At 65.8% G+C, this 21,628-nt stretch carries 18 protein-coding genes and 1 tRNA gene; 15 read left to right on the forward strand and 4 right to left on the reverse strand.

The annotated features are described in order from the left end of the window. Positions 1–14: 14 nt before the first annotated feature. Positions 15–773, forward strand: a complete 759-nt coding sequence (locus B2W55_RS06080) for a class II aldolase/adducin family protein (protein WP_024579836.1) — start codon at positions 15–17, stop codon at positions 771–773. Further along, on the forward strand, positions 770–2,266 hold the full coding sequence (locus B2W55_RS06085; RefSeq protein ID WP_024579837.1) for a glycerol-3-phosphate dehydrogenase: 1,497 nt from the start codon (positions 770–772) through the stop codon (positions 2,264–2,266). Before B2W55_RS06080 ends, B2W55_RS06085 begins: the two co-directional genes overlap by 4 nt. Positions 2,267–2,322: 56 nt before the next feature. On the opposite strand, the gene B2W55_RS06090 is transcribed toward B2W55_RS06085, so the two are convergent. Further along, positions 2,323–3,243 carry a LysR substrate-binding domain-containing protein gene (locus tag B2W55_RS06090; RefSeq protein ID WP_024579838.1) on the reverse strand — a complete coding sequence of 307 codons (921 nt, stop codon included), beginning with the start codon at positions 3,241–3,243 and terminating at the stop codon, positions 2,323–2,325. 260 nt (positions 3,244–3,503) lie between these two features. Between B2W55_RS06090 and B2W55_RS06095 the strand changes: the two genes are divergently transcribed. The 10 genes from B2W55_RS06095 to B2W55_RS06140 all read left to right on the forward strand — a co-directional run bounded on the left by B2W55_RS06095 (position 3,504) and on the right by B2W55_RS06140 (position 11,891). After that, positions 3,504–4,538 carry an ABC transporter substrate-binding protein gene (locus tag B2W55_RS06095; RefSeq protein WP_024579839.1) on the forward strand — a complete coding sequence of 345 codons (1,035 nt, stop codon included), beginning with the start codon at positions 3,504–3,506 and terminating at the stop codon, positions 4,536–4,538. Between the two features lie 26 nt (positions 4,539–4,564). After that, complete coding sequence (locus tag B2W55_RS06100; RefSeq protein ID WP_024579840.1) at positions 4,565–5,605, forward strand: ABC transporter ATP-binding protein; 1,041 nt, start codon at positions 4,565–4,567, stop codon at positions 5,603–5,605. Continuing rightward, entirely contained in the window at positions 5,602–6,477 is an 876-nt protein-coding gene (locus tag B2W55_RS06105) for an ABC transporter permease (protein WP_024579841.1), read from the forward strand. Before B2W55_RS06100 ends, B2W55_RS06105 begins: the two co-directional genes overlap by 4 nt. After that, on the forward strand, positions 6,474–7,280 hold the full coding sequence (locus B2W55_RS06110) for an ABC transporter permease (protein ID WP_024579842.1): 807 nt from the start codon (positions 6,474–6,476) through the stop codon (positions 7,278–7,280). The genes B2W55_RS06105 and B2W55_RS06110 overlap by 4 nt, the downstream gene beginning before the upstream one ends. Positions 7,281–7,288: 8 nt before the next feature. Further along, positions 7,289–8,425, forward strand: coding sequence for an NAD(P)/FAD-dependent oxidoreductase (locus B2W55_RS06115; protein ID WP_024579843.1), 1,137 nt, complete (start codon positions 7,289–7,291; stop codon positions 8,423–8,425). A gap of 22 nt (positions 8,426–8,447) precedes the next feature. Continuing rightward, positions 8,448–8,744 (forward strand): (2Fe-2S)-binding protein, encoded by a 297-nt coding sequence (locus tag B2W55_RS06120; protein WP_024579844.1) that lies wholly within the window; start codon positions 8,448–8,450, stop codon positions 8,742–8,744. Further along, entirely contained in the window at positions 8,741–10,159 is a 1,419-nt protein-coding gene (locus B2W55_RS06125) for an NAD(P)/FAD-dependent oxidoreductase (protein WP_024579845.1), read from the forward strand. The genes B2W55_RS06120 and B2W55_RS06125 overlap by 4 nt, the downstream gene beginning before the upstream one ends. Then, positions 10,156–11,277: an NAD(P)/FAD-dependent oxidoreductase gene (locus tag B2W55_RS06130; protein WP_024579846.1), complete on the forward strand. Its 1,122-nt coding sequence runs from the start codon at positions 10,156–10,158 to the stop codon at positions 11,275–11,277. The genes B2W55_RS06125 and B2W55_RS06130 overlap by 4 nt, the downstream gene beginning before the upstream one ends. A 12-nt stretch (positions 11,278–11,289) precedes the next feature. Next, complete coding sequence (locus tag B2W55_RS06135; RefSeq protein ID WP_024579847.1) at positions 11,290–11,637, forward strand: RidA family protein; 348 nt, start codon at positions 11,290–11,292, stop codon at positions 11,635–11,637. Between the two features lie 178 nt (positions 11,638–11,815). Continuing rightward, positions 11,816–11,891: transfer RNA gene (locus tag B2W55_RS06140), tRNA-Ile, on the forward strand. A 17-nt stretch (positions 11,892–11,908) separates the two neighbouring features. On the opposite strand, the gene B2W55_RS06145 is transcribed toward B2W55_RS06140, so the two are convergent. Further along, positions 11,909–12,877, reverse strand: a complete 969-nt coding sequence (locus B2W55_RS06145) for a Bug family tripartite tricarboxylate transporter substrate binding protein (RefSeq protein WP_029878895.1) — start codon at positions 12,875–12,877, stop codon at positions 11,909–11,911. Between the two features lie 119 nt (positions 12,878–12,996). Here B2W55_RS06145 and B2W55_RS06150 point away from each other — a divergent pair, with 119 nt between their 5' ends. Next, on the forward strand, positions 12,997–13,965 hold the full coding sequence (locus B2W55_RS06150) for a TAXI family TRAP transporter solute-binding subunit (protein ID WP_024579849.1): 969 nt from the start codon (positions 12,997–12,999) through the stop codon (positions 13,963–13,965). 66 nt (positions 13,966–14,031) lie between these two features. Here the strand turns inward: B2W55_RS06150 and B2W55_RS06155 are convergent, their stop codons facing one another. Further along, positions 14,032–15,243 carry an ABC transporter substrate-binding protein gene (locus B2W55_RS06155; protein ID WP_024579850.1) on the reverse strand — a complete coding sequence of 404 codons (1,212 nt, stop codon included), beginning with the start codon at positions 15,241–15,243 and terminating at the stop codon, positions 14,032–14,034. A 183-nt stretch (positions 15,244–15,426) separates the two neighbouring features. Between B2W55_RS06155 and B2W55_RS06160 the strand changes: the two genes are divergently transcribed. Both B2W55_RS06160 and B2W55_RS06165 read left to right on the forward strand, forming a co-directional pair. Continuing rightward, the gene (locus B2W55_RS06160; protein WP_024579851.1) at positions 15,427–16,536 is read left to right on the forward strand and encodes a molybdopterin-binding protein; all 1,110 of its coding nucleotides are present in this window, start codon (positions 15,427–15,429) and stop codon (positions 16,534–16,536) included. Positions 16,537–16,545: 9 nt separating this feature from the next. After that, positions 16,546–18,507, forward strand: coding sequence for a molybdopterin biosynthesis protein (locus B2W55_RS06165; protein ID WP_024579852.1), 1,962 nt, complete (start codon positions 16,546–16,548; stop codon positions 18,505–18,507). A 316-nt stretch (positions 18,508–18,823) separates the two neighbouring features. On the opposite strand, the gene B2W55_RS06170 is transcribed toward B2W55_RS06165, so the two are convergent. Then, positions 18,824–21,391 carry a fused MFS/spermidine synthase gene (locus B2W55_RS06170; protein WP_024579853.1) on the reverse strand — a complete coding sequence of 856 codons (2,568 nt, stop codon included), beginning with the start codon at positions 21,389–21,391 and terminating at the stop codon, positions 18,824–18,826. Positions 21,392–21,628 lie beyond the last annotated feature (237 nt).

Consider the following 21,628-nt stretch of genomic DNA (forward strand, 5'->3'; position numbering starts at 1 on the left):
AAAGGTGCCTTGATATGACCCGTGAGGAACGACAATTGCGCGAGGCGATCATCGCCAAGTGCCGCTGGATGAACGCGTCGGGTCTCAACCAGGGAACGTCGGGCAACATCTCCGCGCGCTACAAGGACAGGATGCTGATCACGCCGTCGGCCACGCCTTACGATGCGATGAAGCCGGACATGATCGCCTCGATGCCGCTGGAGGGCGAGTATGGCTCATGGGATGGGCCGTTGCAGCCATCGACCGAATGGCGCTTCCATCTCGACATCATGCGCGCCCGGCCCGATGTCGGCGGCATCGTGCACACCCATTCGACCTACGCCACCGTGCTGGCGATCGCGCGCAAGCCGATTCCCGCCTGCCATTACATGATGGCCGCGTTCGGCGGCCACGACATCCGTTGCGCGGGCTATGCGCGCTACGGCACCGCTGAATTGTCGGAGCATGCGCTGGCCGCGCTCGAAGGCCGCAACGGCTGCCTGCTGGCCAATCACGGCATGATCGCCGTCGGCGCCAATCTCGACAAGGCGATGTGGCTTGCGGTCGAGCTCGAAACCATCGCGCGTCAGTACTATCTCTCGCTCGCGCTCGAGACCCCGCACATTCTGAGCGAGGAGCAGATCGCCGAGACCGCGCAGGGCTTCTCCAGCTACGGCTTGCAGGCGCCGAAGCCCAAGGCGGCAAAGGCCGCGAAGAAGGCCGCGAAGAGCCGGTCGACACGAAAGGCCGCGGCACACAGGCGGGTCGAGAAGAAGCGCAGCAGGACGCGATGATTGCGGCTGCACCGGGCGCCGACCACGGGCTCGTCGACATCGCCATCATCGGCGGCGGCATCAACGGCGCCGGGATTGCGCGCGATGCGGCCGGTCGCGGTCTCAAGGTGCTGCTGTGTGAGAAGGGCGACTTCGCCGAGGGCACCTCGTCGCGTTCCGGCAAGCTCGTGCACGGCGGATTGCGCTATCTCGAATATTACGAGTTTCGCCTGGTCCGGGAGGCGCTGATCGAGCGCGAGGTGCTGCTGGCATCTGCGCCGCATATCATCTGGCCGATGCGCTTCGTGCTGCCGCATTCACCCGAACAGCGGCCGGCCTGGCTGATCCGGAGCGGGCTGTTTCTCTATGACCATCTTGGCGGCCGCAAGCAGTTGCCGGCGAGCCGCGGCCTCGATCTGTCACGTGCGCCCGAAGGCAAGCCGCTCCGCGAAGAATATCGCCGCGGCTTCGAGTATTCGGATTGCTGGGTCGACGATGCTCGGCTCGTGATCCTCAACCTGATCGATGCGGCGCGCAACGGCGCCATCATCTTGCCGCGGACCAGCGCGGTGAGCGCGAGGCGGGAGCAGGGCGCCTGGCGTCTGGAGATGCAAGGCGTGGGCCCGCAGGTGGTGCGCGCGCGTGCGCTGGTCAATGCGGCCGGCCCCTGGGTGAGTGATGTCGTGCAGGGCGTCGTGGGATTGAACTCGTCGCACAACGTGCGGCTGGTCAAGGGCAGCCACATCGTGGTGCCGAAATTCTGGAGCGGGCCGCAGGCCTATCTGCTCCAGAACGAGGATCGCCGCGTGATCTTCGTCAATCCCTATGAGGACAGTCTGGCGTTGATCGGCACCACCGACATTCCCTATGACGGCCGGGCGGAGGACGTCGTGATCGATACCGACGAGACCGCCTATCTGCTCGGCATCCTGCGGCGCTACTTTCGCGCGTCTCCGGGGCAGCACGACATCGTGCATGCCTTTTCCGGTGTGCGGCCGCTCTACGACGACAATTCGGACAATCCATCGGCGGTCACGCGCGACTATGTGTTCGAGGTCCACGGCACGCCGGAAGAGCCGCCGCTGCTTACGATCTACGGCGGCAAGATCACGACCTACCGCCGGCTCGCCGAGCACGCGCTTGGTCGCTTGGCGCCCTGGTTTCACAAGATGTCGGCAGCCTGGACGGCGGGGAAGCGCTTGCCCGGCGGTGACATCGGCGGCACGTTCGAGGGCTTCGCGACAGAGCTCGCGCGAGCCTATCCCGATCTGCCCGGCACGCTGACGCATCATTATGCGCGGCTCTACGGCACCCGCGCGCGCGACCTGCTTGGATCGGCCCGCAGCGTCATCGACCTTGGCCGTCACTTCGGCGGAGATTTCTATGAATGCGAGGCGGACTTTCTCCGGGCGACGGAGTGGGCGGAGAAGCCCGCGGATTTTCTCGAGCGGCGCACCAAGCACGGCTTGCATTTGACGCGCGCGCAACGTGACGCCTTCGAAGCCCATCTGTGAGCAGGAGCCAACCTTGATGGGATGCCGTTAGGTGGCAAGCGCGAGCGGGAATCCTCTCATCCGCTTACCGAGTGAAGCTGACCATCCAGTTCGTTGAGCGATCGTCGCACGGTCTCGACCAGGTCCAAGGCCACCGGCGAGGGGCTCCGTTGCGCTGGAAAAACCGCTGCAAACTGGAAGTCGATCCGCGGCAGGAAGCGACGCACCACGACGCCGCGGGTCGCGAACTCCTGTGCGGTGAAAGGATCGCAGAGCGCGACCCCAAGCCCGGACGACACCATGCCGCACATGATCTCCGACAACGCGGTCTCGACCCGCAACACGCGGTGGACGTCGTCGCGTTGGAAGATCTGGTCGATCAGATGCCGGCTGGCCGATCCGGCCGAGAGTGAGATGAACGTCTCTCCCTCGAAGTCGCGCGACTGCAAAACCTCCTTCGCCGCCAGGTGATGGCCGGTCGGGAGAACCGCGACGCGTGGCAAGGCTGGCAGGCGCATGCTTGGCAAGGCGGAATGGGCGATCGGAAGCTCGGCGAAGCCGATGTCGCACTGGTTGTTCAACACCCAATCGATGACGATCGGCGAGATCACGCCGAAGAAGGCAAGGTTGAGGTTGGGGCGTTGCTTGAGGAAATGTCCTGCAAGCCGCGGCAGGTAACCATTCGAGATCGCGGGCAATGCGGCAATCCGCAGCGTGCCGATGCGACGGCCGCGGATCTCCTCGGCTGCCGCGGTGATGCGTTCGAGGCCGACGAATGAACGTTCGACCTCGGTATAGAGCGCAATGGCTGCGGCGGTCGGCACCAGCCCGGTGCCGCGCCGCTCGAACAATTCCATCTTCAACAGCGCCTGGAAGTCGCGCAGCAGCCGGCTCACCGCGGGCTGCGTCACCGCCATCAGCTTCGCCGCTTCAGTGACGCCACCGGTCAGCATCGTCGCCCTGAAGGCTTCCACCTGTCGCGGGTTGATCCGCGGCATCTCGTATCCTTTTCATAACATTTAGGCATACAGAGGTTGCCATTATTCATTGGACGATGGAAGCGTTGGTTGCGATCTTTTTCATCAGCGCTGGAGACAGCCCGTTTTTTCGGCAGATTGGAGGGGTTCAAAGCCCTTCTTGCTAATAGCGACACCCGCTGAGCAGGGGCCGGAGCCCTGATCGAGCGGAATTGGCGCCGATCGAATGCGGATGGCTCCCGCCGGCACGTCACCCCATCCCGGTATTGGAGATCGGTCCCATGAAGAATTTCAGCCTCCTGACTGCGGTCGGCATCGCGGTACTGGCCGCGCTCCCGTCGGTCGCCATGGCCCAGCAGAAAACGCTCTACGTGGCCGGCTATGGCGGCTCGTTCGAGAAGACTATCCGCGAACAGGTCATCCCGGGCTTTGAGAAGGAGAACGGCGTCAAGGTCGAATACGTCGCCGGCAACTCGACCGATACGTTGGCAAAGCTCCAGGCGCAGAAGGGTAATCAGCAGATCGACGTGATCATCGTCGACGACGGCCCGATGTATCAGGCGATCCAGCTCGGCTTCTGCGGCAAGCTCGACGGACTTCCGGCCGATATCTACGACACCGCCCGCTTCAAGGATGATCGCGCCGTGGCGATCGGCATCGTTGCGACCGGCCTGATGTACAACACCAAGGCATTTGCGGAGAAGGGCTGGGCGCCGCCGACCTCCTGGAACGACCTGAAGGATCCGAAATACCAGAAGCAGCTCGTCATCCCGCCGATCAACAACACCTACGGCCTGGAGGCGTTGCTGATGCTCGCGAAGATGAACGGCGGCAGCGAAGCCAATGTCGATGCCGGCTTCAAGATCTTCAAGAACGACATCAATCCGAACGTGCTCGCCTACGAGCCGTCGCCGGGCAAGATGACCGAGCTGTTCCAGTCCGGCCAGGCCGTCATCGCCGTATGGGGCTCCGGACGCGTGCAGAGCTTTGCCAATACCGGCTTCCCCGTCGACTTCGTCTATCCGAAGGAAGGCGCGGCGACGCTATTGACCACCGCCTGTCCGATCGCCAAGCCCAACGCCTCGCCGCTTGCCTCGAGCTTCGTCAAGGGGCTGCTAGATCCGAAGATCCAGCTCGTGATGCTGAAGGACTATGGTTACGGACCGGTGCTGAAATCGCTCGTGATAGCGCCGGAACTCGGCAAGATGGCTCCGCTCGGCGAGCGTGCGGCGAAGCTTTACAATCCGGACTGGACGGTAATCAACGACAAGCGCGAGGAGTGGACCAAGCGCTGGAATCGCGAGGTCGAGCGTTGATCTGATCGCCGCACCGGAGTCAGTCCATGGCCTATCTCGAGCTCGATCGTGTCGCCAAGCAGTTCGGCGCGCAGACTGTCGTCGACGACTTCAGTCTCGCAGTCGGCAAGGGGGAGTTCATCTCCTTCCTCGGCCCCTCCGGCTGCGGCAAGACCACGACGCTACAGATGATCGCAGGCTTCCTCGACCCGACGCGCGGCGCGATCCGCCTCGAGGGCAACGACCTGACCGCCGTGCATCCGGCCAGGCGCGGGCTCGGCATCGTGTTCCAGAGCTATGCGCTGTTTCCGCACATGACCGCGGCGGAGAATGTCGGCTTCGGTCTGGAGATGCGGAATGTGGCGCGAGCGGAGCGCGCCGAACGGGTCCGTGCGGCGCTCGCGATGGTCGGCCTCGCGGGTTACGAGGAACGCCATCCGCGCCGCATGTCCGGCGGCCAGCAGCAGCGTGTGGCGCTGGCGCGTGCGCTGGTGATCCGGCCGAGCGTGCTGCTGCTCGACGAGCCGCTGTCGAACCTCGACGCCAAGCTGCGCGAGGAGATGCAGATCGAGCTGCGCCAGATCCAGCGCACGCTCGGCACCACGACGATCCTGGTCACCCATGACCAGAACGAGGCGATGTCGCTGTCCGACCGTATCGTGGTGATGAGCCAGGGCCGCATCGAACAGATCGGCACGCCGCAGCAGACCTATGAGCGGCCAGCCTCGGCGTTCGTTTCGCAATTCCTCGGCAAGACCAACGACTTTGCCGCGACGATCGACCGCACCAGCACGCCCGCGCGATTGCTCGCGGGGTCGTGGAGCGCGCCGGCGCCTGCCGGGCTCAGCGGTCCCGTGACGATCAGCGTTCGTCCCGAACGGATCGGCTTCGGCGATACCGGCCTCTGTGCAAAAATCGTCACGCGCATCTTCCAGGGCAATCACTGGCTGTTCCAGTGCGAGAGCGAATGCGGCCCGGCGATCGTGATCCGCCAGAACGACGGCCAGACCCAGCCGGCCGAGGGCGACGCGGTCCGCCTCGCCTGGCGTCCGGAGGACATGAGTGCGCGCGCCGGAGCTGCCGCATGAGGACGGCAACGGAGCAACCCAGCATCCGCGCACCCTGGGCGCTGACGGCGCCGGCCCTGATGCTGTTCGTCGGCGTGCTGCTGATTCCGCTGGCGATGACCGTGCTGCTGTCGTTCCACGATTGGGGCCAATACAAGGGCATCGAGCCGGTCTTCATCGTGAAGAACTGGCACGAGATCGTGAGCGATCCGTATTACGCCGAGATGTTCTGGCGCACCTTTCGCATCGCGATCCTGACCACCGTGCTCACGGCCGTGCTCGGTGCGCCCGAGGCCTACATCCTCAATCGCATGAGCGGGCGCTGGAAGAGCTTCTTTCTGCTCGTCATTCTCGGCCCGCTGTTGATCTCGGTGGTGGCGCGCACGCTCGGCTGGGCGCTGCTGTTCGGCGGCAATAACGGGGTGGTCAACAAGCTATTGATGTCGCTCGGACTGATCGGCACGCCAATTCCCTTCATGTTCACCGAAACCGGCATGGTCGTCGCGCTCGCGCACGTGATGATGCCGTTCATGGTGCTCTCGGTGTGGGCCGCCTTGCAGCGGCTCGATCCGCAGATCGAGAACGCCGCGATGTCGCTCGGCGCCGGTTCGCTGACCATCGTCCGCCGTATCATCATGCCGCAGATCATGCCCGGCGTGCTGTCGGGCGCCATCATCGTGTTCTCGCTCTCGGCAAGCGCCTTCGCGACGCCGGCGATCATCGGCGGACGCCGGCTCAAGGTCGCGGCGACGCTCGCCTATGACGAGTTTCTGAACACGCTGAACTGGCCGCTGGGAGCCGCCGTCGCCACGCTGCTGCTGGTCGCGCTGGTGCTGATCGTCGTCGGCAGCAACGCGCTGATCGAGCGGCGCTATGCGGAGGTGTTCCGATGAGACAGAACGGCCCGCTGGCGCTGATCTTCCACACCATCTTCGTGATCGTGATGGTGGCGCCGATCCTCGTCGTCTGTCTCGTCGCCTTCACGCCGGAGGGCTTCCTGTCGCTGCCGACGGGCGGCTTCTCGCTGCGCTGGTTCCGCGCCATCGCGAACTATCCGGAATTCATCCACGCCTTCTGGGTCAGCCTCGGCCTCGGCGCACTGTCGTCGTTCGTGGCGCTGTTGTTCGCGGTGCCGGCGGCACTCGCGATCGCGCGCTATCGTTTCCGCGGCCGCGATGCGCTCGCCGCGCTGTTCCTGTCGCCGCTGATGATCCCGCATGTCGTGCTCGGCATCGCCTTCCTTCGTTTCTTCACCTCGGTCGGAATGGGCGGCAGCTTTGCGGCGCTGATCATCGCACATGTCGTCATCGTGTTTCCGTTCGCGCTACGGCTGACGCTGGCGGCCGCCACCGGCATGGACCTCTCGGTCGAAATGGCGGCGGTCTCGCTCGGCGCCGGCGGGTGGACGCTGTTCCGCCGCGTTACGCTGCCGCTGATCCTGCCTGGCGTGATCAGCGGCTGGGCGCTTGCTTTCATCCAGTCCTTTGACGACCTGACCATGACCGTCTTTCTTGCCGCGCCGGGCACCGAAACGCTGCCGGTGCGCATGTTCCTCTACATCCAGGACAACATCGATCCGCTGGTGACGTCGGTGTCGGCCTGCGTGATCGGAATCACCATGACCGCCCTCATTCTGCTCGACCGCTTCTACGGGCTCGACCGCGTGCTCGCCGGCAAGAGCGACACGGGACGATAGGAGAACTCATGTCCGGAGATTATGACGTCGCCGTCGTCGGCGGCGGACTGCTCGGCTCCGCCATCGCCTGGGGACTGGGCCGGCTCGGCAAGTCGGTCGCGGTGCTCGACGAGGGCGATATCGCCAAACGCGCCTCGCGCGCCAACTTCGCGCTGGTCTGGGTGCAGAGCAAGGGGTTGGGCATGCCAGCCTATACGGTCTGGACGGTTCGCGCGTCCGAGGCGTGGGGCAGGCTCGCCGCGGAGCTCAAGCAGCAGACCGGGCTCGACGTTTGCTTGCAGCAGAACGGCGGCTTTCACCTGACGCTCGGCGAGGACGAGTTCGGGCAGCGCGCCGATCTCGTCAAGCGGATGCACAACCAGATCGGCGCTGCCGACTACGGGATGCAGATGCTGCCGGCGTCCGAGGTCAAGAAGGCGCTGCCGCTGATCGGGCCGGACGTCTCGGGCGGCAGCTATTGTCCACACGACGGCCATGTCAATTCGCTGCGCACGTTCCGCGCGTTCCACACCGGCTTCAAGGCCTTCGACGTCGATTATTTTCCAGAGCGACCGGTCTCGGCGATCTCCAAGCGTGGCGGTGAATTCCAGCTGACGACGCCGCAAGGCGAGCTGCGTGCCGCCAAGGTCGTGCTTGCCGCTGGCAACGCCAACCAGGCGCTTGCGCCGATGGTCGGTCTCCACGCGCCGATGGGCCCGACCCGCGGTCAGATCGTGGTGACCGAGCGCACCATGCCGTTCCTGCCGCACCCGCTGACCACGATCCGCCAGACCGACGAGGGCACCGTGATGATCGGGGACAGCAGGGAAGAGGAGCTCGACGATCGCACGCTCAAGCATTCGGTCAGCGCGGTGATGGCCGATCGGGCGCAGCGCATGTTCCCGCATCTGGCGCGGCTCAACGTGGTCAGGAGCTGGGCCGGGATCCGCGTCATGCCGCAGGACGGGTTTCCGATCTACGACCAGTCGGAGAGCCATCCCGGCGCCTTCGTGGCCTGCTGCCATTCCGGCGTCACGCTGGCTTCCAATCACGCCTTCGACGTGGCGCGCATGGTCGCCCAGGGCGCGCTGGAGCCCGAACTGGTCGGCGCCTTCTCGGCCGGCCGCTTCGGCGGCAACGGCGCGGCCAACCGCAGCGGCTATTAGAGATATCGAGAAAGAGCATTCCATGTTCAAACGTTCCGACCAGGACAAGCGACCGTTGGTGCAGATTTTCGTCGACGGCGTGGCCGTCGCGGCACGCCAGGGCGACACCGTCTCCGCGGCACTGCTGGCCTCCGGACGCGACGTGCGCCGCTCGACCGCGGTCAACGGCACGCCGCGTCTACCCTACTGCATGATGGGGGTGTGCTTCGATTGCCTTGTCACCATCGATGGCGTCGGCAACCGCCAGGGCTGCCTCGTGCCGGTTACCGCGGACATGCAGATCGAAATTCAGAAGGGCAAGCGGGAGATCGGAAAATGACCACAGGCCCCAAGCGCGAAACCTACGACGTCGTGGTGATCGGAGCCGGTCCCGCCGGGCTCGCCGCGGCTGCGACGTCGGCCAGAGCCGGCCTGTCGACGCTGCTGCTCGACGAGAACATCGGCCCAGGCGGCCAAGTGTATCGCGCCATCGCCTCGACGCCCGTGACGGAGCGCGGTCAGCTCGGCGCCGACTACTGGGCGGGCGCCGATCTCGTGCAGGCCCTGCGCGCGAGCAACGCCGAGGTCATTCAGCGCGCGACGGTCTGGAGCCTCGATCGCAACCTCGACATCGGTATCTCGGTCGGCGGCGCCTCGGCCTTCGTCAAGGCGTCGCGCGTGATCCTCGCGACCGGTGCGCTGGAACGGCCGTTTCCAGTTCCCGGCTGGACGCTGCCCGGTGTGATGACCGCCGGCGCCGCGCAGACCATGCTGAAATCGTCGGCGTTGGTGCCGGACGGCCCCACTGTGATCGCGGGGCAGGGTCCGCTGCTGTGGCTGCTCGCGGCGCAGATCCTGCGCCTCGGCGGGCGTCTCGACTGCATTCTCGACACCACCGCGCGCGGAAATTATCTCGCCGCGATCCCGCACGCCTTCGCCTTTCTGACCTCGCCCTATTTCGCCAAGGGTCTCGCGATGATGCGCGAGGTGCGGGCGAAGGTTCGGGTGGTGTCCGGCGTCACCGAACTCGCCGCGTCCGGCGATGGCCGGCTCGCGAGCGTGAGCTATGTCGCGGGTGGCAAGCGTGGGTCGATTGCCGCGGATCTGCTGCTCCTACACCAGGGTGTCGTGCCGAACGTCAATCTCGCGATGGCGGCTGGCGCCGAGCATCGCTGGGACGAGCTGCAATTGTGCTGGGCGCCGGTGCTCGATGCCAATAGCGCGTCGTCGGTCGCCGGCATCGCGATCGCCGGCGATGGTGCCGGCATCGGCGGTGCCGGAGCGGCCGAGGTTCGCGGCCGGATTGCGGCGCGCGCTGCCGTGGAGTCGTTGGCGCCGGCGGCCGCCGCCGGATTGCCGCCGATGGCGGCGTTGCGCGCCGATCTCGCCAAGGCCGAGCGCGGCCGGGCCTTCCTCGACACGCTGTTTCGCCCAGCGCCGCAGTTCCGGATTCCGTCGGGCGATACCATCGTCTGCCGCTGCGAGGAGGTGACCGCGAAGGACATCCTCGACGCGGTCGCGATCGGCGCAACTGGTCCCAATCAGCTCAAGGCTTATCGCCGCACCGGCATGGGACCGTGCCAGGGCCGGCTCTGCGGCCTCACCGTCACCGAGTTGATGGCGCAGGCGCGCGACAAGAGTCCGCAAGAGATCGGCTATTACCGGCTGCGCGCGCCGGTCAAGCCGATCACGCTCGCCGAGCTCGCCTCCGTCGCCAAGACGGACACCGACGTCAAGGCGGTGGTGCGCGGATGACCACAGGCGTGGATGCGATCGTCGTCGGCGGCGGCATCCACGGATGCTCGACCGCGCTGCATCTATGTCTCGCCGGCATGAAGCCGGTGCTGATCGAGAAGGACTATGCAGGGCGGCATGCCTCGGGCGTCAACGCCGGTGGTGTGCGTCAGCTCGCGCGGCACATTCCCGAGATTCCGCTTTCGATCCGCTCGATGGGAATCTGGGAGAGGATCACCGAGCTTGTCGATGACGATTGCAGTTTCGAGAGCCACGGCCAGGTCCTCGTCGCGGAGAACGAGGACGAGCTCGCGACCTACCGCGCGCGCGTTGCGGAGCTGAATGCGCTCGGCTTCATCCATGAGGAACTGATCGGCGCGGCCGAGCTGCGGCGGCTGGTACCGGCGGTCGCCGACAGCTGTCCCGGCGGCGTGGTCTCGCGCCGTGACGGCGCCGCCAACCCGGCGCAGACGACGACGGCATTTCGCCGCAAGGCCGAGCGGCTCGGCGCCATCGTACGCGAAGGCGTGGCCGCCACCAACATCCGGCAGAGCGACGGCCTCTGGCACGTCGATGCCGGCGCCGACAGCTACGTCGCTCCCGTGCTGGTCAATGCGGCCGGCGCCTGGGCGGGGCGGATCGCCGCTGATCTTGGCGAGCCGGTGCCGGTCGAGACCGTCGCGCCGATGCTGATGATCACCTCGCGTGTGCCGCATTTCATCGATCCCGTCGTGATCCTGCGCGGCCGCAAGCTGTCCTTCAAACAGTTTTCAAACGGCACCGTGTTGATCGGCGGTGGACATCTGGCGACAGTCGACCAGGATCGCAACGAGACGGTGCTGGACTGGAAGGGCCTCGCGATCAGCGCGCGCACGGTGTTCGAGCTGTTTCCGGTGATGCGCGATGCGTCGATCGTGCGGGCCTGGGCCGGCATTGAGGCGAAGATGAAGGACGACCTCCCGGTGTTCGGGCCGAGCGCCCGTCACAAGGGGCTCTATCACCAGTTCGGCTTTTCGCTGCACGGCTTCCAGCTCGGCCCCGGCGCCGGCGCCGTGATGGCCGAGCTGATCACGAACGGCGGCACCCAGACCCGGATCGGCGATCTCGGTATCGACCGCTTCCATCCTGCAACGCTCTAACGAGAGGACATCATGAGCATCACCCGCAGCATCCGTACACCCATCATGCATCGTGCCGTCGAAGCGAACGGCTTCGTCTTTCTGGGAGGGACCATCGCCGACGACACCAGCGTCTCGATGGGCGAGCAGACCCGCAACATTCTCGGCAAGATCGCAGGCTACCTGAAGGAGGCCGGCACCGACACGACGCGCGTCGTCAGCGCCTCGATCTTCGTCACTGACCTGGCTAAGAAGAAGGAGATGGATCAGGCCTGGACCGAATTCTTTGGCGACAACCTGCCGGCACGCGCCACCGTCGGCGTAGCCGATCTCGGCGGCGGGGCGTTGATCGAGGTGGTCGTGACCGCGCTGAAAAGCTGAGGCATCTGACCAGGGCATCCAAAGGGTAGCAAACGGCGCCTGGCCGCCGTTCTGTCTCGGGCGACACGCGGCTGCGTGTTGGGCCGGGAGGCGGGGGGCGGCATTGCCGAAACCCCACGCACCCTGTAAACGGAGCCGGCACCGTTGCCGGCCGCCCCCCGCGGCCCGCGAGGCGGCGGGGCCTGTAGCTCAATGGTTAGAGCCGGCCGCTCATAACGGTCTGGTTGCAGGTTCGAGTCCTGCCGGGCCCACCAGCGCATCAATGAATTGCTCAATCCACCGAGACGCCGGCGAACTCGACGACTTTGCGCCATTTCTCGGTCTCGTCGGCTACCAGTTTGCCGAATTCGGCCGGGGTCATCGGCTTCGGGATGCCGCCCACCTCGGCGAGGCGCGCCACCAGCTTGGGGTCCTTCAGGGCCTCGCCGACCGCCTTGTTGAGGATGTCGACGATTTCCGGCGGCGTGCCTTTCGGCGCGGAGATGCCGTAGAAGCCGACCGACTCGAAGCCCGGCACGGTCTCGGCGATCGCCGGCACGTCGGGCACGCCCGGCCAGCGCTTTGGCGAGGTCACGCCGAGCGCGCGGACGCTGCCGCCGCGCGACTGCTCCAGCGCCGACGGCAGATTGTCGAAGATCAGCTGCACCTTGTTGGAGATGATGTCCGGGAAGGCGATCGCCGATCCCCGATACGGCACGTGCTGCATGTCGCATTTGGTCATCGCCTTGAACAACTCGGCCGACATGTGCACCGAGGTGCCGTTGCCGGACGAGGCATAGGCGATCTTGCCCGGATTGGCCTTGCAGTAGTCGATGAACTCCTGAACCGTCTTTACCGGCATCGCGTTCGAGACCACCAGCATGTTGGTGAGCTGCATGATGCTGGCGACCGGGGTGGTGTCGCGCAGGAAGTCGTAGGGCAGCTTCTTGTAGAGCGAGGTCGAGATTGCGTTGTTGGGCGCGACGAACAGCAGCGTGTAACCATCCGCCGGCGAGTTGATCGCGGCGGCGGCCGCGATGTTGCCGCCGGAACCGGCGCGGTTCTCGACCACGAATTGCTGGCCGAGGTGATCCGACAGCCACTGGCTCATGATGCGGGCGACGATGTCGACCGGGCCGCCGGCGGCAAACCCGATCAGCCAGCGCACCGGACGGTTTGGATAGTCGGCTGCGGATGAGGGGCTGAACGAAGCAAGACAGCAGGCCAAACCAAGCAACGCGGCACGTGCGAACCGGATCATCATGTCTCCCGTCATTTTCTTGTGACCGTTGCCGTCATGGTTTCACAAAACGCCGCCTTTGCCTACGACATCGCCCGTGCGACGATAGTCGGGCTCATGTGCAATGCTCGAGGCTCGTGATGAAGTTCGCTGTTATGATCTGCGCCGGCGTGCTGCTGCTGGCGGGCGGCGCGGCGGCGCAAGAGGGGGGCAAGACCATTTCCAAAACCACGATCAGTTTCGCCACGGCGACGCCGGGCGGCGGCTTTCCGCTCTATGGCAACGCCCTCGCCGAGGTGATCAACGCGGCCGACCCGACGCTGTCGATCGAGCCGCGCAACACCAAGGGCTCCAACGAGAACATTCCGCTGCTCGAGGTCGATAGCGTCGACATCGCGACCGTTGCCGGCGAGCCGGCCTATGAAGCCTTCATGGGCATCGGCCGGCCGAAGGCGACGAAACTCAGGATCCTCACCGCGATGTATTCGGCACCCGGCATGTTCGTGGTGCGCGCCGACAGCCCGTACCGGACGATCCAGGATCTGGTCGGGAAACCGGTCGCGTTCGGCGCCAAGGGGTCCGGCATCCCGATCCTGTCGCGCTACATTCTCGACGGCATCGGGTTGAAGCAGGACGAGGATTTCAAATCGATCTATCTCGACCGCGCCGGCGATGGCCCTGCGATGCTGGAAGATGGCCGCGTCGCCGCGCTGTGGGGCGCCGGGATTGGCTGGCCGAGCTTCACCAAGCTGGCCGAGAGCCCGACCGGCGCGCGGTTCATCGCGCCGACCGCGGACGAGATCGCGCGCGTCCGCGCCAAGCACAGCTTCCTCAAGCCGCTGACGATCCCCGCCGGCAGCTACCCGAAGCAGAGTGAGGCGATCGCTTCGATCGGCTCCTGGAGCTACATCCTGGTGCGCGAGAGCCTTCCCGACGACGTTGCCTATCGGCTGGCGAAGACGCTGCACGGCGTCGAGGCTGATTTCTGCAAGAAGCTCGCCCAGGCTTGCGAGACCACGGCGGCGAACACCATCGCCGCCGCGCCCGATCTCAATTTGATCCACCCCGGCGTGATGAGATATTTCCGCGAGATCGGGGTGACGCGCTAGCGCGGCGAAGAGTGAGTGGCGAATAGTCGCATCTATTCGCTGCTCCCTATTCGCCATTCGCTGATCTTATTTCTTCACCATCGGGCAGGCCGGGTCTGGCGGGCCGAACGCATCCTCGCCCGAGATCTTCGCCAGGATCTTGTAGTAGTCCCACGGATATTTCGACTCGGCGGGCGTTTTGACCTGCACCAGCCAGAGGTCGTGCACCATCAGATTGTCCTCGCGCAGTTTGCCGTTGCGGGCGAAGAAATCCTCCACCGGCTTCTCGCGCATCTTGGCCGCGACCTTGAGCGGATCGTCGGTGCCGGTCTCCTTGATCGCGTTGAGATAGGCGGTCACCGAGGAGTAGACGCCGGCCTGCCACATCGTCGGCATCCGGTTCATCTTGGCGAAATAGCGCTTCGACCATTCCCGGGTCTTGTCGTCCATGTCCCAGTAGAACGAGGTGGTCAGTAGCAGGCCCTGCGCGGCCGACAGCCCGATCGAATGGACGTCGGTGATCAGCGCCAGCAGCGCGGCCATCTGCTGGCCGCCGGCGAAGACACCGAACTCCGCGGCGGTCTTGATCTCGTTGGTGTTGTTCGGCGGGCCGCCGGCAATGCCGATGATCTTGGCCTTCGAGGCCTGCGCCTGCAAGATGAAGGACGACAGATCGGGCGTCGCAAATGGCGGCCGCACCGCGCCGAGCACCTTGCCGCCGTTCTTGGTCACGACGGCGGAGGCATCCTTCTCCAGCGAGTGGCCGAACGCATAGTCGTCGGTGATGAAGAACCAGCTGTCGCCGCCGCGCTTCACGACCTCCTGCGCGGTGCCGACCGCGAGCGCGCGGGTGTCGAACACCCACTGCATCGCATAGGGCGAGCAGAACTTGCCGTGGAAGTCGGTCGCGCCGGTCGAGTGCGTGATGAACAGCTTCTTCTTCTCGTTGGCGATGTTCTGCACCGCGAGACCGACCGCCGACACCGGCACGTCGACGATGAGGTCGACCTGATCGACGTCATACCAGCGCCGCGCGATGGTCGCGCCGATGTCCGGCTTGAGCTGGTGATCGCCGACGATCACCGTAACAGGCTTGCCGAGCACCTTGCCGCCGAAATCGTCGACCGCCATCTGGGCTGCGGTCACCGAGCCCTGTCCGGTCGGGGTCGAGGCCGGTCCGTTCATGTCGGTCAGCACGCCGATCTTGACGATGTCGTCGGATACCTGCGCCGATGCGGTCGAGGAGGCCAGCAGCGCGGCTGCGAGCGTCCCGAACATGGCTAGTCTGGTGGCGATCATTCTGTCTCCCTCCTGAACTGGCGCATTGGCCATTATGGTTGTGCCGGGCTTCTGCAACCCGGTCATATTGGTTTCTTTTGCAACTAATTTGGGGTCCGCGTCAACGCGCCATCGGTCTAATGACGGGGATCTGGACCGGCCCAAGCCGGTTTCTTTCGCCACCGATTCAGTCCATAGCGGGCCATGGTCACCGCCCAGCGCCTCCCGGCTTCGCTTACCCCGCTCGATGCGGCGCTGGCGGCCGTGCTGCGCGACGTCGCGGCGGTCGCGCCGATCGAGTTGCCGCCCGCGGACGCATTGCACTGCATCGCAGCCGAAATACCAGCCGCACGCGCCTATCCGCCGCACGATATCGCGGTCAACGACGGTTGGGCGATGCGCGCCAATGATCTGGTCGGCGCGTCCTCCTATGCGCCGTTGGCGCTGACCGAGCTCCCGGCCTGGGTCGCTGCCGGCGCGGCGATGCCCGATGGCACCGATTGCGTGGTCGATGCCGATGCGGTCGACAGCTCCGGTCCATTGCCGCAGGTGCTCGCCGAAGCCATCCCGGGGCAGGGCGTCCGGCGGGCCGGCAGCGACATCGCCGCGGGGCGTACGGTGACGCCGGCAGGCGAGCCGCTGCTGCCGCGTGGTCTGCTGCTCGCGCGGGCGGCCGGACTTGAGCTGCTGCGTGTAAGACGCCCGCGTCTGCGCATCGTCAATATCGGCAATGGCGAGCTGACCGCGCAACTGATCGCCGATACCGCGCGACTTGCAGGCGCTGAGTTCGTCTGCACGACGGTGACGCCGGATGTGGTAGCGATCGCCAACGCGCTCGATCCGGAAGGCTGCGATCTCATCGTCACGATCGGGGGCACCGGCGTTGGTCACACGGATGTGGCGGTCAATGCGCTGGCGAAGCGTGGCACGCTGATCGCGCGCGGCATCGCACTGCAACCCGGGCGCACCGCTGCGGTCGGGCGGATCGATCCGATCCCGGTGGTCGCATTGCCCGGCGCGCCGGATCAGGCCTTCGCGGCCTGGTGGGCGATTGCGCTTCCGGTGCTCGACCAGCTCTCGGGCCGGCGCCCGCGCAAATCGCTGACGCTGCCGCTGGAACGCAAGGTCGCTTCGGGCGTCGGTGTCGCAGAGGTCGTGCTGCTGACGCGCCGGCAAGGCCGCTGGCATGTGCTGGCGATCGGCGACTTGTCGCTCGATGCCATCGCGCGCGCCGAAGCCCTGCTGATCGTGCCTGGCGCAGCGGAGGGTTTTGCCGCGGGCACGGCCGTCGATGCCTATATGTTGCGGGAGTGAGTTCCCGGGATGACCAGTACTTTCACGCCGAACCCCAAGCCGTCCATCGAGCAGGACCAGTTCCTGACCATCCTGTCGCGCGAGGAGGCGCTCGCGCGCTTCGAGGCGGCGCTGTTCCCGCGCCAATTGCCGTCCGAGACGCGACCGCTCGCCGCCGCGCTCGGCCGCGCGCTGGCGCAGGACGTGGTGGCGCCGATCGACGTGCCGCCGTTCGATCGCTCAAATGTCGACGGTTTTGCCGTGCGCTCGGCCGATCTTGCGCGCGCCAGCGAGGGGGCGCCGGTGCAACTGGCGCTGACCGACGAGACCATTTCCTGCGGCATCGCGCCGACCCGTCCGGTGCTCCCGGGCACCGCGACCGCGATTGCAACCGGCGGCCCGGTGCCGCGCGGCGCCGACGCCGTCGTGATGGTCGAGCACACCCAACCCGTCGGCCAGACCGGCGGCAACGACGCCATCGAGGTCCGCCGCGCGGCGTCGCCCGGGCAGTTCGTGTCGTATGCCGGCTCCGACATCGCGCGCGGCGAGGCACTGCTGCGCACGGGAACGATCATCGGCTCGCGCGAGATCGGCATGCTCGCGGCCTGCGGCATCGCTGACGTTCAAGTAACGCGCCGCCCGCGCGTCGCGATCCTGTCGACCGGCGACGAACTGGTGCAGCCGGGTGACAGGCTGCGGCCGGCCGCGATCTACGATACCAACGGCGCGATCGTCACGGCAGCGATCGCCGAGAACGGCGGCGATGCGTCGTTCCTCGGTGCGATCGCCGACAATGAGGCGATGCTGGACGCCGCGATGCGCAAGGCGCTGGCGGACAGCGACATGCTGGTGCTGTCGGGCGGCACCTCCAAGGGCGCCGGCGACGTCTCGCACCGGATCATTGGCCGGCTCGGCAAGCCCGGGATCATCGCACATGGCGTGGCGCTGAAGCCGGGCAAGCCGCTGTGCCTTGCGGTCTGCGACGGCAAGCCGGTGGTCATCCTGCCGGGGTTTCCGACCTCGGCGATGTTCACCTTCCACGACATGATCGTGCCGGTGCTGCGGCGGATGGCCGGCCTGCCGCCGCGTTCCGATGCCAAGGTGGCGGCGAAGGTGCCGGTGCGCATCGCCTCCGAGCTCGGGCGCACCGAGTTCGTGATGGTGTCGCTGGTCGAAGGCGCCGCCGGCCTGATCGCCTATCCCGGCGGCAAGGGCTCGGGCGCGATCACGGCGTTTGCGCAGGCGGACGGCTTCCTGAAGATCGAGGCACTTGCCGACCAGCTGCCGGCCGGCAGCGAGGCCGAGGTGACGCTGTTCACGCCGCATGTGCGGGTGCCCGATCTCGTCATCGTCGGCAGCCATTGCACCGGGCTCGATCTCGTCACCGCGCCGCTGGCGCATGCCGGGCTCGTGGTGCGTTCGATCGCGGTCGGCAGTCTCGGCGGGCTCGCGGCCGCCAGGCGCGGCGAATGCGATCTCGCTCCGATCCATCTGTTCGACGACAAGACCGAGACCTACAACACGCCGTATCTGGCCGACGGCCTCGAGCTGGTGCCGGGCTGGCGGCGCATGCAGGGCATCGTGTTCCGCAAGGACGATGCACGCTTTGCCGGTCTGAGCGCGGAGCAGGCGGTGCATGCCGCGCTCGCCGATCCCGCCTGCATCATGGTCAACCGCAACCAGGGCGCCGGCACCCGCATCCTGATCGACCGCCTGCTGGCGGGCAGCCGGCCCGACGGCTACTGGAACCAACCGCGCTCGCATAATGCGGTCGCCGCCGCGGTGGCGCAGCATCGCGCCGACTGGGGCATGACCATCGCGCCGGTCGCCCACGCGTCCGGGCTTGGCTTCATTCCACTCGCCGAGGAGCATTATGATTTCGCGGTGGTGACGGCGCGCAGGCGGCGGCCCGCGGTGCAGGCCTTTCTCGATGCGCTGGCGTCGGAGGAGAGCCGTGCGGCGTTGGTGAGGGCGGGATTCAGGCCGGCGTAGCGGTGAGCCGTGCCAGATCCACCGCTGTCGTTCTGGCGAAGGCCAGGACCCATGACCACCGCATTCGGTCATGAACGGGATTTGCAGCCCCAGCCTCGTCCAACAGTGGAGATTTGGGGTAATGGGTCCCGGCCTTCGCCGGGATGACAGCGAGTGTGTGGCGCGATCTATGGATCATGCGTCCGCATCCTCGCGACATCATCTGTCCGAGCTTTGCTCGTTCGTTTCGCCCTCTTCACAGAGGGCGCAGGGAAATTAGCTGCGCTCTACCCATCCTACGTTCCCGCGGACGATCGATTCGCCGCAGGCCGCCCGATCACTCGCGCAGCTTGCGGTCCAGGAAGTCGACATAGGAATTGTCCGGCGCCAGCTTGAGGGCCAGGCGAACCGCTGCATCGGCGGCCGATCTGTCGCCCTCGGCCGTGGCCTGGTGCTCGTCCAGGATCGCATTGGCGACCGTGCGCGCGGTGTCGAGACGGGCCTCGTCGACCGACTTGTCGGCGAGGTAGTTTTCGACCGGCTCGCGGAGTCGCTTCAATTCGTCGACGCTGATCGAGCTCAGCGGATACCAGTTGTAATATTCGAGGCGTGGCCGGTCATCCGTCAGGGTCGGCACGTCTCCGACAAAGGCCGCGAGCTTCGCATCGGCGGCGATGAAGGTGGCCAGGAAATCCTCCGGCGAGCGCAGCCCGTTTGCCGTCAGGTCATCGGCCACCGCGGGTTGCGACATCCGCATCGCGAGCATGCGCGGATCGATTGTCAAGGGTTCGTCGGAGGCGATCGCGACGCCTTCCATTCTGGACGGCAGCCACAGCGAGACATGCTTGAACTGGCCCATCATGGCCTTGAGGATCATCTTCGGAAGAATGCCGCGGTTGAAATCGAGCGGCACCCATTGCGCGAGCACGGCGCCAGGACGCATCCTCTGCTTGGCCAGCGCGTAGAATTCCTCGGTGTAGAGGTTGATAACGCCGGCGTCATGCGGTGGCGGCGGCTCGAGCGTGATGACGTCGAATGTCTCGTTGGTCCCGAGCAGGAAGTGGCGCCCGTCGGCAACGATCTGGTGGACTTTGGGATTCTGATAGAACTGCTTGTTGATCGGCACGAAATGCGGCGCGAATTCGAACACCGTCGGGGACAGATCGACTGCGTCGATCGATTGCAGTTCCTGATGGGTGCTGACTGCACCCACCGTGGTTCCGGTTCCGATGCAGATCACGACAGCGGTTTCAACAGGGCCCGGGTGCAGCAGAATGGGATAGTGCCCCATCGCGGCCATGTAGCGTCGGCCCTCGGGGCGGTTGTTGGCATAGCTTTTCGAGTTCACCACCAATTGCTGATAGGTCCCCGCCGCCCCGTCCTGATACTCGACCACAGCAAATGTCGCCTGCCGGGTTTCCCGCAATTCAAGCACATTGGCGCCTTCGATCGCGGTCAGGACCCGCTCCAGGTAATGCGGGGTGAACAGCAGCAGCGACACGGCGATGACGCCTGCGGCGACCGTCCCTTGTCGCCACAGGCTCCTCTCTCGGAGAAGACCCGGTTGCGATACGGCGGTCGCGACAAAGAGCAGGACGTTCAGGGCAATCAGGACCGTGAGCGCCCACTGGCTGCCCAGATAGGGGATCAGCAGGAATCCCGCCGCCAGCGAGCCCAGCACGCCACCGATCGTGTTCAAGGCGTAGAGCGAGCCGATCCTGCGGCCGAGCGCGCTCATCTGCATCACGGTCAGTTCGCTGGCCAGCGGAAAGCTGATGCCGATCAGCGTGGTCGGCAGCAACAGCGCAATGGCACAGATCAGGAAGAATGAAACGTCGCCGCCCAGCAGTTCCTGCGCCGGGACCGGAAGCAGGCTTGAGACGATCGGATGCAGCGCCACGCCCACGGTGCGCGCCTTGCCGAGGATTCCGACGGTCAGCGTGGCGGCAACCGCGATCAGCAATTGCGTGACGGCAAAGTAGCGCAGCAATTGATCCTTGCGGGGCGCGAGCAGCCTGGCGCAGATCAGGGCGCCGATCACCAGCCCCAGTAGGTAGACCCCGAGCATGCCGGAGAACGCGTAGACGCTCGAGGTGCTGACATTGGTCAGGAAGCGGAACCAGACCACCTCATAGGCGATCGACACGAAGCCGGAGCACGCGAAGACCCAGATCAGGATGGTCGTGCTGCCCTGCTGCGATCCTGGTGCTTGCGCCGGCATATTCGTGGTGGCCGGTGAGGGCGGCAGGGGACTCGTGCCGCGCGCAACGAGCAGCGCCGCGAGGCCGACGCAGACATACAGCGCCGCCGCAACCAGGCTCGATCCCGTGATCCCGACGAGACCCATCAGGACGAAGCCGACGGTCAAAGTGCCAATGGCCGCACCCAGGGTGTTGAAGCCGTAGAGCAGGCCGATGCGGTTGGCGAGGTCGGTTTGCGCGCGGGTCAGGTATCGCACCAGAAAGGGCAGGGTTGCGCCCATCAACATCGTCGGCAGCGACAGGATCGCGAGCGACAGCGCGACCATGAGGGGCAGGCGGAGCGGAGACTCCAGGTCCAGCATGGGCGCCAGCCAGCCCACCCATGTCGGCCAATGCGACAGGAACGCGGTCACCGCCAGCGACACCAGCGCGAGCGCGAGTTCGAGAAATCCGTAGACCTTCAGGGGGCGGTCGACGGTGTCGGCGACCCGGCCGCCGACGACGCTGCCGAGCGAAAGGCCGAAGAAGAAGCTCGCCACCGTGACGCTGACGGAGACGGTCGCGCTTCCCAGCACGAATTGCAACTGCTTGAACCAGAGCACCTGAAGGATCAGCGATGCCGCGCCCGACGCCAGGAAGATTCCGGTGACCAGAACCCGGTTCTTCAGACTGATCGCGTCTCGAACATCATCATGATTGGGCACTGGACGGGTCTCCCGTTGAACGGGAGAACAGGTAAGGCAGATGCTGTTAAGATTGCCTTATGAGATGGCGATACGGACCGCCGATTAACCATTCATTTCATGGGGATATCCGAAATTTCAACGAATGCTTCGGCCCCGTCCTCGAACCGGCATTCGTGTTTTGGCTGCGCGCTTTCGAAGCCACCGGCGATGTCGCCTCGCAAAAACTCCCGGCAGCTGCGGACATGGCGCTTCAGA

This window comes from Bradyrhizobium sp. UBA2491 (assembly GCF_002341725.1).
Classification (GTDB): domain Bacteria; phylum Pseudomonadota; class Alphaproteobacteria; order Rhizobiales; family Xanthobacteraceae; genus Bradyrhizobium.

What these genes read in the sequence shown, in the direction of transcription:
- B2W55_RS06080 (WP_024579836.1), top strand. Translation starts at nt 15, where the DNA reads ATGACCCGTGAGGAACGACAATTGCGCGAGGCGATCATCGCCAAGTGC.
- B2W55_RS06085 (WP_024579837.1), top strand. Translation starts at nt 770, where the DNA reads ATGATTGCGGCTGCACCGGGCGCCGACCACGGGCTCGTCGACATCGCC.
- B2W55_RS06090 (WP_024579838.1), bottom strand. Translation starts at nt 3,243, where the DNA reads ATGCCGCGGATCAACCCGCGACAGGTGGAAGCCTTCAGGGCGACGATG.
- B2W55_RS06095 (WP_024579839.1), top strand. Translation starts at nt 3,504, where the DNA reads ATGAAGAATTTCAGCCTCCTGACTGCGGTCGGCATCGCGGTACTGGCC.
- B2W55_RS06100 (WP_024579840.1), top strand. Translation starts at nt 4,565, where the DNA reads ATGGCCTATCTCGAGCTCGATCGTGTCGCCAAGCAGTTCGGCGCGCAG.
- B2W55_RS06105 (WP_024579841.1), top strand. Translation starts at nt 5,602, where the DNA reads ATGAGGACGGCAACGGAGCAACCCAGCATCCGCGCACCCTGGGCGCTG.
- B2W55_RS06110 (WP_024579842.1), top strand. Translation starts at nt 6,474, where the DNA reads ATGAGACAGAACGGCCCGCTGGCGCTGATCTTCCACACCATCTTCGTG.
- B2W55_RS06115 (WP_024579843.1), top strand. Translation starts at nt 7,289, where the DNA reads ATGTCCGGAGATTATGACGTCGCCGTCGTCGGCGGCGGACTGCTCGGC.
- B2W55_RS06120 (WP_024579844.1), top strand. Translation starts at nt 8,448, where the DNA reads ATGTTCAAACGTTCCGACCAGGACAAGCGACCGTTGGTGCAGATTTTC.
- B2W55_RS06125 (WP_024579845.1), top strand. Translation starts at nt 8,741, where the DNA reads ATGACCACAGGCCCCAAGCGCGAAACCTACGACGTCGTGGTGATCGGA.
- B2W55_RS06130 (WP_024579846.1), top strand. Translation starts at nt 10,156, where the DNA reads ATGACCACAGGCGTGGATGCGATCGTCGTCGGCGGCGGCATCCACGGA.
- B2W55_RS06135 (WP_024579847.1), top strand. Translation starts at nt 11,290, where the DNA reads ATGAGCATCACCCGCAGCATCCGTACACCCATCATGCATCGTGCCGTC.
- B2W55_RS06145 (WP_029878895.1), bottom strand. Translation starts at nt 12,877, where the DNA reads ATGATCCGGTTCGCACGTGCCGCGTTGCTTGGTTTGGCCTGCTGTCTT.
- B2W55_RS06150 (WP_024579849.1), top strand. Translation starts at nt 12,997, where the DNA reads ATGAAGTTCGCTGTTATGATCTGCGCCGGCGTGCTGCTGCTGGCGGGC.
- B2W55_RS06155 (WP_024579850.1), bottom strand. Translation starts at nt 15,243, where the DNA reads ATGATCGCCACCAGACTAGCCATGTTCGGGACGCTCGCAGCCGCGCTG.
- B2W55_RS06160 (WP_024579851.1), top strand. Translation starts at nt 15,427, where the DNA reads ATGGTCACCGCCCAGCGCCTCCCGGCTTCGCTTACCCCGCTCGATGCG.
- B2W55_RS06165 (WP_024579852.1), top strand. Translation starts at nt 16,546, where the DNA reads ATGACCAGTACTTTCACGCCGAACCCCAAGCCGTCCATCGAGCAGGAC.